At 71.5% G+C, this 9,568-nt stretch carries 10 protein-coding genes; 3 read left to right on the top strand and 7 right to left on the bottom strand.

Annotation, left to right across the window (positions count from 1 at the left end; all coding sequences use genetic code 11):
- Positions 1–402: 402 nt before the first annotated feature.
- Positions 403–1,266: an Fpg/Nei family DNA glycosylase gene (locus tag ACFY1J_RS15610; protein WP_390705733.1), complete on the top strand. Its 864-nt coding sequence runs from the start codon at positions 403–405 to the stop codon at positions 1,264–1,266.
- A gap of 7 nt (positions 1,267–1,273) precedes the next feature.
- On the opposite strand, the gene ACFY1J_RS15605 is transcribed toward ACFY1J_RS15610, so the two are convergent.
- The 4 genes from ACFY1J_RS15605 to ACFY1J_RS15590 form a co-directional block, all read right to left on the bottom strand.
- Positions 1,274–1,858, bottom strand: a complete 585-nt coding sequence (locus tag ACFY1J_RS15605) for a hypothetical protein (RefSeq protein WP_390705734.1) — start codon at positions 1,856–1,858, stop codon at positions 1,274–1,276.
- 81 nt (positions 1,859–1,939) lie between these two features.
- The gene (locus ACFY1J_RS15600; protein ID WP_390705735.1) at positions 1,940–2,593 is read right to left on the bottom strand and encodes a zf-HC2 domain-containing protein; all 654 of its coding nucleotides are present in this window, start codon (positions 2,591–2,593) and stop codon (positions 1,940–1,942) included.
- A 141-nt stretch (positions 2,594–2,734) separates the two neighbouring features.
- Complete coding sequence (locus ACFY1J_RS15595; protein WP_390705736.1) at positions 2,735–3,250, bottom strand: hypothetical protein; 516 nt, start codon at positions 3,248–3,250, stop codon at positions 2,735–2,737.
- A gap of 146 nt (positions 3,251–3,396) precedes the next feature.
- Positions 3,397–3,945 (bottom strand): sigma-70 family RNA polymerase sigma factor, encoded by a 549-nt coding sequence (locus tag ACFY1J_RS15590; RefSeq protein WP_390706237.1) that lies wholly within the window; start codon positions 3,943–3,945, stop codon positions 3,397–3,399.
- 228 nt (positions 3,946–4,173) lie between these two features.
- Between ACFY1J_RS15590 and ACFY1J_RS15585 the strand changes: the two genes are divergently transcribed.
- Positions 4,174–5,325, top strand: coding sequence for a CapA family protein (locus ACFY1J_RS15585; RefSeq protein WP_390705737.1), 1,152 nt, complete (start codon positions 4,174–4,176; stop codon positions 5,323–5,325).
- Between the two features lie 18 nt (positions 5,326–5,343).
- Here the strand turns inward: ACFY1J_RS15585 and ACFY1J_RS15580 are convergent, their stop codons facing one another.
- Both ACFY1J_RS15580 and ACFY1J_RS15575 read right to left on the bottom strand, forming a co-directional pair.
- Positions 5,344–6,756, bottom strand: coding sequence for an amino acid permease (locus ACFY1J_RS15580; protein ID WP_390731333.1), 1,413 nt, complete (start codon positions 6,754–6,756; stop codon positions 5,344–5,346).
- Between the two features lie 41 nt (positions 6,757–6,797).
- Entirely contained in the window at positions 6,798–7,769 is a 972-nt protein-coding gene (locus tag ACFY1J_RS15575) for a LysR family transcriptional regulator (protein ID WP_390731332.1), read from the bottom strand.
- A gap of 76 nt (positions 7,770–7,845) precedes the next feature.
- Here ACFY1J_RS15575 and ACFY1J_RS15570 point away from each other — a divergent pair, with 76 nt between their 5' ends.
- A complete protein-coding gene (locus ACFY1J_RS15570; protein ID WP_390731331.1) occupies positions 7,846–9,126 on the top strand; it encodes an MFS transporter in 1,281 nt (426 codons plus the stop codon).
- On the opposite strand, the gene ACFY1J_RS15565 is transcribed toward ACFY1J_RS15570, so the two are convergent.
- Entirely contained in the window at positions 9,062–9,532 is a 471-nt protein-coding gene (locus ACFY1J_RS15565; protein WP_390705740.1) for a universal stress protein, read from the bottom strand. The genes ACFY1J_RS15570 and ACFY1J_RS15565 overlap by 65 nt on opposite strands.
- Positions 9,533–9,568: the final 36 nt, after the last annotated feature.

Genomic DNA, 9,568 nt, shown 5'->3' with positions numbered 1-9,568 from the left:
GCTGGGTCGCGGGTGCCCCGTGGGCGGCTGACCGGGGCGGCTTCGGATGGCACCTTGGACCCGTGCGGGGGTCTCCGAGGGTTTCGCGGTGGGCACCCTGAGAGTTCTCACGGGCAGTGATCGGCGGCTGTGTGTGGAGGTGGAGGATTCCTCCGGCGCTCTGCCGCGCCGCTGGGTCGCGGGTGCCCCGTGGGCGGCTGACCGGGGCGGCTTCGGATGGCACCTTGGACCCGTGCGGGGGTCTCCGAGGGTTTCGCGGTGGGCACTCTGAGAGTTCTCACGGGCAGTGATCGGCGGCTGTGTGTGGAGGTGGAGGATTCCTCCGGCGTTCTGCCGCGCCGCTGGGTCGCGGGTGCCCCGTGGGCGGCTGACCGGGGCGGCTTCGGATGGCACTCTGGAGCCATGCCGGAACTCCCCGAGGTGGAAGCGCTCAAGGGCTTTCTGACCGAGCAACTGGTCGGTCACGAGGTCGTGCGGGTGCTGCCGGTCGCGATCAGCGTGCTGAAGACGTACGACCCTCCGGTCGGCGCGTTCGAGGGCAGTGAGGTGACCGCCGTGCGCCGGTACGGCAAGTTCCTCGACATCGAGGGGGACAAGGGCCTGCACTTCGTGACGCACTTGGCCCGCGCGGGCTGGCTGCAGTGGAAGGACCGGCTGCCCGACGGTCTGCCGCGCCCCGGAAAGGGCCCGCTGGCCCTGCGGGTCGCCCTGGAGACCGGCGCGGGCTTCGACCTCACCGAGGCCGGCACGCAAAAGCGCCTCGCGGTGTACGTCGTACGGGACCCGCAGGAGGTGCCGGGCGTGGCCCGCCTCGGTCCCGACCCGCTCGCCGACGACTTCGACGAGGCCCGTCTCGCCGCCCTGCTGAAGGACGAGCGGCGGCAGCTCAAGGGCGCCCTGCGCGACCAGAGCCTGATCGCCGGAGTCGGCAACGCCTACAGCGACGAGATCCTGCACGCGGCGAAGATGTCCCCGTTCAAGCTCGCCGCGTCGCTGACCCCGCAGGAGACCCGGCGACTCCACGAGGCGCTGCGCAGCACGCTCGGCGAGGCGGTCGAGCGTTCCCGGGGGCTGGCCGCCGGCCGGCTCAAGTCGGAGAAGAAGAGCGGCCTGCGCGTCCACGGCCGCACCGGCGAGCCCTGCCCGGTCTGCGGCGACACCATCCGTGAGGTCTCCTTCAGCGACTCCTCGCTCCAGTACTGCCCGACCTGCCAGACGGGCGGCAAGCCACTGGCGGACCGCAGGATGTCCCGACTGCTGAAGTGAGCCCGCCTCAGCCCTGGCTGTTGCGGAACCCTATGACCACGGCACCCCACCAGCAGGCCTGGGACACGAGCGCGGTCATGGTTCCCCGGGCGAGCACGCGCGGGGCGAGCGGAGCCCCCTCCCGCTGCCGGGCCATGCGTCTGGTGAGCAGTCCGGCCTGCAGCCCGTTGAGGGTGAGCGCGAGGACCAGGCCCAGCTTGACCCGGGTGACGCTGGAGGCGAGGTCCGGCTGGAGCATCGCACCGCTGACGACGAGTCCGGCGAGGCCGGTCCAGATCGGCACGTGGAGCCGGTGCGCGCTGCTCAGGGCCTCGCGCAGGGTGCACCGGCCGGTCAGCCAGAGCAGCGCGGAGTAGTCCGCCGACAGGACGGCCCCGAAGCCGAGCACCAGCGACGCCAGATGCACGAAGAGGGCGACGGAGTGCAAGGTGGCGTCCACCCGCAGGTGCAGTGAGATCCATGCGCAGGCCGTAAGTCCGAGACAGACGGCGACCCCGGCGGCCGTGACCGTCCACCAGGCGTCGTACAGTCCGAGCCGCTGTGCGGGCGTCGTCTGAGGGGACACGGACGACTCGGAGGGCAGCGCGGACACAGGTGGCTCCTAGGGGACTCACAGCAAGACTGAGGTAAGGCTTACCTAATGTGAATCTCCGGTCAAGTCCCCGCGGGCTCCCTACCGGGGCTGGAGGGTCAGCAGGCGCTCCCCGGTCGCGCTGCGCACCTCGTACCGGACGATCTCTTCGGGATGCATCGCGGAGCCGCCGCGCATGGTGTTCATCCCGGCGCCGTCGCCGCTCTCGCGCCAGCTGGTCACGACTTCCTCGGAGCCGTCGCGGCCGATGGCCACGAGGCGGCAGGAGTGCGGGCCCGGCGCGTCCTTCACCTTCAGTTCCAGCTGGCTGCCGAAGTCGGCGTCCGCGGTCCTGACCTGCGCCCACACGCCCGACTTCGCGTCGGTCGCCGCCGTGACCCGGACGCCCTGGCTCTCATGACCGGCGTAGGCGACGATCCCGGGACCGGCCACGGCGATCACCACCGAGGCGGCCAGGCCGTACAGAAAGCGCCGGCGGCGCGCCCGGTGCCGTACGACGACCTCGCCGAGCAGACGGTCCAGCAGCCGGGGGCCGGCCTGGGTCATGGGGTGCACGAAGCGCGGCGTGGCACGCCGGTACAGCATCAACTGCCGTGTCGTCGGCCCGAATTCGGTCACGTGTGCCGCACAGCGAGGGCACTCCATGAGGTGGTCCTCGAAGCGGAAGGCCTCCGCCTCGTCCAGCACGCCGAGCGCGTACGCGCCGACGTCGCGATGCCGTTCCAGGGACCTCATGCAGAATCCTCGTGCCGAAGGGTGTGGGTGGGGTTACTCCTTGCTCCCACCCGTACGCACCAGACAGCCGAATCACTCAAGGCACCTACAGAATCGTAATCAAGGGATTCGGAGCGGCCGGGCCCGCGGATTGGTCCTGAATCAAAAAAGATGGATCGCGAGATGTCCGAGGGGCAGTCCGAGTTGCCAGGCGGGTGTCCAGACCTTCGGTCCGTCCTCCTCGCCGACCACCGCGGCGCCCCCCGGCACGGCGTCCAGGTCGGGGGCGAGCAGCTCGGTCTCCTCCAGCCAGCGCCAGGCCTCGGCCGCGAGGTCCAGGTCGGGCGAGGGGGCGCCGGACTCCGCCGCGGCGGCGGCCAGCTGGGCCATCCGCTCGGCCACCCAGTCCTGCCACGGCTGGTCGTACGCCGTCAGCGAAAGCCAGGTCTCCAGCTGGGTGACGACCCGGATGCCGGAGAGCTCGCCGTCGGTGTCGGACAGGAAGACGGTCAGCGCCAGCGCGTCCCGGCCGGCCCGGAACTCGAAGGACGTCGGCGGCATCAGGTCGCCGGTGCGCAGCAGCTCGTCGGCGATGTACTCCGCGTACAACCACGCCATGGGGACGGTCAGTTCACCGCCGCCGGTGCCGTCCGTGCTCTCTTGACCTCTGTGCAGCATCCCTTCCTGCCTTCCTCCGGTGCGTGCGCGTCGCCCGAACCCGGGCCTGGGGCAGGGCCCCATCCGGAACACGGATGAAGACAGCTGATTGCTCAAACGTGGTCCTCAGCAAGGCGCTTTGCGAAGGCTTTACGTCGGCCTGGGTTTCACTGCAGGTCGGTCGCGTATCCCGGAAGCACCCGGCGCAGGGCGCGCAGCGCGTAGTACGCGCGCGACTTCACCGTACCGGGCGGAATTCCGAGGGCCTGCGCGGCCTCCGCCACACTCGCCCCATGGAAATACACCAGCACCAGGACTTCACGGTGCTCGGGAGTGAGTGTCTTCACAGCCTCGCGGACGTCCAGGGCCGCGGCCGACCGTTCGGCGTGATCGGCGATCACCCGCGCGTTCTCCAGGATCGCGTCGCCCACCTCCGGCGGGCGCGCCTGCCGGGCCCGCCGTGCGTCGATCGCGAGCCGCCGTCCCACGGTCAGCAGCCAGGGCCGTACGGAGTCGAAGTCGTCGGCGCGCAGTGCCTCGGGATGCTGCCAGGCGCGTACGAAGGTCTCCTGCACGAGGTCCTCGGCGCGCTGCCGGTCGCCGTCGCACAGCCGCAGCAGCAGCGCGAACAGGGGTCGGCCGTGCTCGCGCTGCAGCGCGGCGAGCTCGTGCTCGGCGGTCGTCGTCCCAAGGGGGAGGGTGGTTCCGGCCGTCATGGCCGTATGGCATCGCAGGGCGCGCCGCCGGGACAGGGTGCGCACCGGGATCTGCGACGGACGGTCGATCGCGTCGATGAACGGTGCGACGAACGGTCCGTCGGACACGATCCCGGACACCGGACGGGTTAATGAGACGGCCGAAGCCGTTTGCGACGGCATCCAGATTCGTACCCATGTGGCTATCGATATGACTGTCCGCTCATACGACGACTCTGGGGTGAGTTGATGATCGCACGCAGACGACAGGTGGCCCTGGCGCTGACCGCGCTCCTCGCGACGGCCGCCGCCTGCCAGGCCCAGGAGCGGCAGGCCGCCGACCCGCCCGGCCGTCCGGCGCCGGCCGCCGCCCGCGGCTTCACCCTCGTCGCCTCCGGCGACATCCTGCCGCACGCCTCGGTCATGGACCGGGCCCGCTTCGACGCCGGCGGCCAGGGCTACGACTTCCGCCCGATGCTGTCCGGGGTCCAACCGGTGGTCGCCGGGGCCGATCTGGCGCTGTGTCACATGGAGTCCGTCTACGGCGTGGGCAGTGACCGCACCGGCTACCCGGCCTTCACCTACCCGCCGGAAGTCGCCCTCGGCCTCGTCGCCACCGGCTACGACGGCTGCTCCACCGCCTCCGACCACGCGCTCGACGGCGGCGCCGCCGGCATCGGCCGCACCCTGGACGCCCTGGACCGGGCGGGCGTACGGCACGCCGGAACGGCACGCACCGAGGGCGAGGCACGCACCGCCACGATCATGCCCGCGGGCACGGCCAAGGTCGCCCACCTGTCGTACACCTACGACACGAAAGGCCTCGCGCTCCCGCCGAACCAGCCCTGGGCTCTCAACCTGATCGACGAGCGCCGGATCGTCGCCGACGCCCGCGCCGCACGGCAGGCGGGCGCCGACGTGGTGGTCGTCTCCCTGAACTGGGGCACCGAATGGCGGGAGGACCCCGACGACCAGCAGCTCACCCTGGCCAAGCGGCTCACCGCCTCGAACACCGGCGGCCGCGCCGACATCGACCTGATCCTCGGCAGCCACGCCCGCCTCCCGCAGGCCTACGAGAAGATCAACGGCACCTGGGTCGTCTACGGCCTGGGCGACCAGGTCGTCGGAGATCTGCGCAACAGCCAGGGAAAACTGGACCTGCACGGCAACCAGTCCACCATCGGCCGCTTCACCTTCGCCCCGCCCGCCCGGCCCGGCGGCCGCTGGGAGGTGACCAAGGCCGAGTTCATCCCGGAGCTCTACGACCTCGACGCCGGCCGCGTCGTCAACCTCGACGCGGCCATCGCGCAGGGCGCCGAACTGACCGGAGTGCGCGACCGGATCCGCGACGTCGTCCTCAGCCGGGGTGCCGCCAAGGACGGGCTGATCATGGGTCAGTGACGAGGTGCTCCGCGGTGGTCAGCGTTCGGCGAGCTTCGACCGCTTGTACGAGTAGCCGAAGTAGATCACGCACCCGACCACGAACCACACGGCGAACCGCACCCACGTCTGCCACTTCAGGAACGTGATCAGCCAGATCGAGAAGACGACACCCAGCGCCGGCACGAACGGCATCCACGGCGTACGGAAGGCGCGCGGCAGCTCCGGCTGCCGGTAGCGCAGCACGATCACCGCCGTGCACACCACCACGAACGCCAGCAGGATGCCGATGTTGGTGAGTTCGGCCGCCTCGCCGATCGGCACGAACCCGGCGAGGGCGGCCGACGCGAAGCCGACGATCCAGGTGACGCGCGTCGGCACATGCCGTGTCGGGTGCGTCTTCGCGAACCACGCGGGCAGCAGCCCGTCCCGGGACATGGAGAACCACACCCGGGTCACACCCAGCATGAACGTGAACATCACGGTGAGGATGCCGATGATCGCGCCCACCGCGATCACATCCGCGAGCGCGTCCAGGCCCACCGACTTGAATGCCGACGAGAAGCCGCTCTCCGGGTCGATCTCCGTGTACTTCTGCATGCCGGTCAGCACCAGACAGGCCGCCACGTACAGCACCATCGAGATCGCGAGCGAGTAGATGATCGCCTTCGGCATGTGCCGCGCGGCGTCCTTCGACTCCTCGGCCGCGGTCGACATGGCGTCGTACCCGAAGACCGCGAAGAACACGGTCGCCGCACCGGTGAACGCCCCGCTGAGGCCGAACGGGAAGAACGGATGGTAGTTCGCCGTGTTGATCTGGAACACACCGACGCCGATCACCACCAGCACCACCAGCACCTTCAGCGCCACCACGAACGTCTCGAAGCGGGCCGCGCTGCGGATGCCCTGGTTCAGCAGCCAGGCGATGAGCAGACACAGGACCGCCGCGAACAGATCGACCCGGTGCCCGTGCCCGGTCCCCGGCGCGCCCAGCATCCAGGTGGGCAGATTCGCGCCCAACTCCTCGACCAGGAACCCGAAGTACCCGGAGATGCCGATCGCGACCACCGCCACGATCGCCGTGTATTCGAGGAGCAGGTCCCAGCCGATGAACCAGCCCGCGAACTCGCCGAGCACCGCGTACCCATAGGTGTAGGCCGAGCCCGCCTTCGGGATGAGCCCGGCGAACTCGGCGTACGACAGCGCCGCCGCCGCGCTCGCCACACCGGCGATGAGGAACGAGATGAGCACCGCGGGACCCGCGACGCCGTTGGCCACCGTGCCCGCGAGCGTGAAGATGCCCGCGCCGATGATGCCGCCGATGCCGATCGCGGTCAGCTGCCACAGCCCGAGCGCCCGGTCGAGCCGGGGCCCGGCGCTGATCTCCGTCTCCTCGATGTGTTCGATGGGTTTGCGCCGGAGAATTCCCTCACCCATGCGCATCCTGGCCATCTGACTCACCTCTTCGCCGACAGGAAACGGCTGACGGCGGATCATGATGGCTCAGGGGCGTCCCTCGCGGAAGGCGCCACGCAAGCCTCGGCCCACGTGGGCGTCCAGGTCCTGGCGCCGGCCCGGGCGGGCCGGGCGGCGGCGAGATGCGCGCGGAGCGCGGCGAGCGCCGGATGGGCGTTGGCGGACTCCCACAGCAGCGAGTGCGGATAGACCGGCGTCGGGTCCCGCACGGTGATGCGGCGCAGATCGTGGCCGGCCGGCCAGACGAGCCGGGTCTGCTCGCCGACGAAGGTCGCCAGCGCCGAGGAGTCGGCGACCGCGTCCAGGAGCGCCTCGATGCCGAAGTTGGGCCCGATCGAGTCGATGGTGAGCCCGAACTCGGCGGCCAGGGCCTCGTAGTAGGCCGCCCACTCGGTGCCGCGGACGATCCCGGGCATCCAGATCCGGTGCCCGGCGAGCTGTGCGGGCGTGACCGCGCGGGCGGTCGCGAGCGCATGACCCGGCCCGGTGAGCAGGTGGAGGGGCTCGTCGAGGACCCGGGCCGCCTCGACACCCTCGGGAAGCTGCCGTCCGGGCATGGTGACGGCGCGGAAGGTCGCGTCGATCGTGCCGGAGCGCAGGGCGGCGACGGCCGCGTCGGCGTCGAAGAGGGTCACGACGTCGAGGTCGATCCCGGGGTGCGCGAGATGGAAGCCGCGCAGCAGTGCCGCGGGCGCGAGGCGCTGACCGAGCACGTCGACGCGCAGCGCCCGGCGGCCCGGCCGCACGGAGGCGGCCGCCCGCTCCTCGGCCCGCAACAGCTCGCGGGCATGCGGCAGGAACGCCTGCCCGTCGATGGTCAGCTCGGCCCCGCGCGGCGTCCGCGCGAACAGCCGCACACCCAGCTCCCGCTCCAGTGCGGCCACCCGCTTGGACACGGCCTGCTGGGTGACCGCCAGCACCGCCGCGGCCTCCTGGAACTGGCCCGAGTCCGCGACCTCGACGAAGGTGCGCACCGCCTTGAGGTCCATGCCTCTCACCGTACAACCGTTGGTTGTGGCTCATGGGCCGCGGGTTGTTTGATCCGGAGGCCGTCCGCTCGCTTTCATGGGCCCGGTCAACGGGAGGTTGTGCGTGGGACGGCGCTTTGGGTGGCTGTGGGCCGCGTACTCGGTGAGCGCGTTCGGCACCTGGCTCGCCTTCGACGCGTTCTCGCTGATCGCGGTCCTCGTGCTGCACACCGGGTCGGTCCAGGTGGCGCTGCTCGCCGCGACCGGACCCGCCGTGGGCGCCGTGCTCGCGGTGCCGCTCGGGCCGTGGGTGGAGTTCCGGCGCAAGCGGCCGGTGATGGCCGGGACGGACCTGGTCCGCTGCGCCGCACTGCTCAGCATCCCGGCCGCCTACGCGTTCGGAGTCCTCGGCCTCGGCCAGCTCCTCGCCGTGTCCGTCGTCGTCGCGGCCGCCGACATCACCTTCAACGCGGCCTCCGGCGCCTTCCTGAAGGGACTCGTACCGGCCGACCGACTGCTCACCGCGAACGCCCGCTTCGAATCCACGACCTGGACCGCCACGGTCCTCGGACCGCCCCTCGGCGGCGCCGCGTTCGGCCTGTTCGGGCCGGTGACGACGGTCGTGGCCAACGCGGTCAGCTTTCTGCTGTCGGCCCTCGGCATCCGGGCCGTCGGCGGCGGCGAACACCGCCCCGAGCGCACCGGCGCCGCCCGCCTGCGGGCCACCGATCTGCTCGACGGCTGGCGGCACATCCTCACCAGCCCGGTCCTGCGGCCCCTGTTCCTCAACACGCTCGCGGTCAACGGCCTGATCATGGCTGCCGCACCGCCGCTGGCCGTCCTCATGCTCGGCCCGCTCGGCTTCGCCCCCTGGCAGTACGGTCTTGCCTTCGCCGTGCCCTGCCTGGGCGGCCTCCTCGGCTCCCGGCTGGCCCGCCCGCTCGTCACCCGGTACGGGCAGCGGCGGGTACTGCGCACCGCGGGCACCCTGCGCGCCCTGTGGACCGTCGGACTGGCCTTCGTCCGGCCCGGCCTGCCCGGACTGCTGCTCGTGATGGCCGTGGAACTCGGGCTGATCACCTGCGCGGGCGTCTTCAACCCGGTCTCCGCCACCCACCGCCTGCAGTGCACCCCGGACGACCGCATCACCCGCACCCTGTCCGCCTGGTCGGTCACCGGCAAGGCCACCACCGCCGCGCTGACCGCCCTGTGGGGCCTGCTGGCCAGCCTCACCGGGCCGCGCACCGCCATCGCCCTCGCGGGCGTCCTGCTGCTGGCGACCCCGCCGCTGCTCCTGCGGGCACCCCGAAGGGCTACGGCACCACCGTCACCGGCCAGCGCCCCGCCTTCACCAGCCGGATCGCCACCGAGCCGATGATGCGGTGGCCCGCCTGCTCCGAGGCGCCCACCACCACCGCGTCCGCCTTCAGCTCGTCCGCCGCCTTCACCAGGCCGTTGTACGGGTCGCCGCGGAACGTGTGGAACTCCCAGCGCACCTCGAATATGCCCTTGACCCGCTCGGCCGCGTCCCGGATCTGCCCGATCAGATCCTCGGCGATCTCGTCGGTCGTCTCCGCCACCGGCGCCCCCATCGCCGCGCCCGCCGTGAGCAACGGCTGCACGTACACCAGCGCGAGCAACGCGTGCTGCCGCCGGGCCAGCCCGCCGGCATAGGCCGCGGCGCGCAGCGAGGAGTCGGAACCGTCCACGCCGACCACGATGACCTTCGGCCCGTCCGTGCCCCGCTCGAACCGGTGCGTGTGCTGTTCGTGCTGTTCCGTCACAGCCGTGAGGCTATCGGAACACCCCGCTCCGGCGAG

The sequence above is a fragment of the Streptomyces sp. NPDC001406 genome (genome assembly GCF_042895285.1).
In the GTDB taxonomy this organism is placed as follows: domain Bacteria; phylum Actinomycetota; class Actinomycetes; order Streptomycetales; family Streptomycetaceae; genus Streptomyces.
This window is presented reverse-complemented; position numbering and strand designations above follow the sequence as displayed.